The organism is Lentimicrobium sp. S6, assembly GCF_013166635.1.
Classification (GTDB): domain Bacteria; phylum Bacteroidota; class Bacteroidia; order Bacteroidales; family UBA12170; genus UBA12170.
In genome coordinates, this window is record NZ_JABKBZ010000279.1 from 1 (window position 1) to 531 (window position 531).

Below are 531 nucleotides of genomic sequence, written 5' to 3' on the forward strand. Positions count from 1 at the left end.
GCTTCGCTCTGCTCGCAATCTCAGAATGTTCATTACGAAGAAGGTCATTGCGAGGAGGAACGACGAATCAATCTCTATAAATCTACTTCAAAATTACTTTCTGAACTATAGCTTCATTATCCGAAACCAACTGCACCAGGTATACCCCTTTAGCATTTGAAAGGGAAATACTCTGTAATTCTTGCTGGCTTAATGTACTAGAATACACCACTCGTCCCGCTAAATCATAAATGTATACTGAATTAAACTCATTAGAGGAGGTCTGACGAATATAGACTCGACCATTAGAACTATATACTTGTGCTTCTTGTTCAACGAGTTCATTTGTTGCGGTAGCTTTGAGGTGTAGTATGAAACGTTCCTCTGAATCGTTGGTGTTCCAATCGAAGTTATACGCTCCTGTACTTAAATCGTGAAAAATGTTGAGTTTGGTGTCTTCTAATTCAGCACTTGCAATGCCATCAGTATCTAAAACTCCTATAGAATATTTACCATTTGCTGTATTTTGAAATCCTAGCTGAATAATATCAG

1 protein-coding gene is annotated in these 531 nt (G+C 37.9%); it reads right to left on the reverse strand.

Going from position 1 to position 531, the window contains the following annotated elements; all coding sequences use genetic code 11:
* Nucleotides 1-82 precede the first annotated feature (82 nt).
* Nucleotides 83-531, reverse strand: a 449-nt coding sequence (locus HNS40_RS22725; RefSeq protein WP_172284986.1) for a T9SS type A sorting domain-containing protein, incomplete at its 5' end; no start/stop codon positions are given.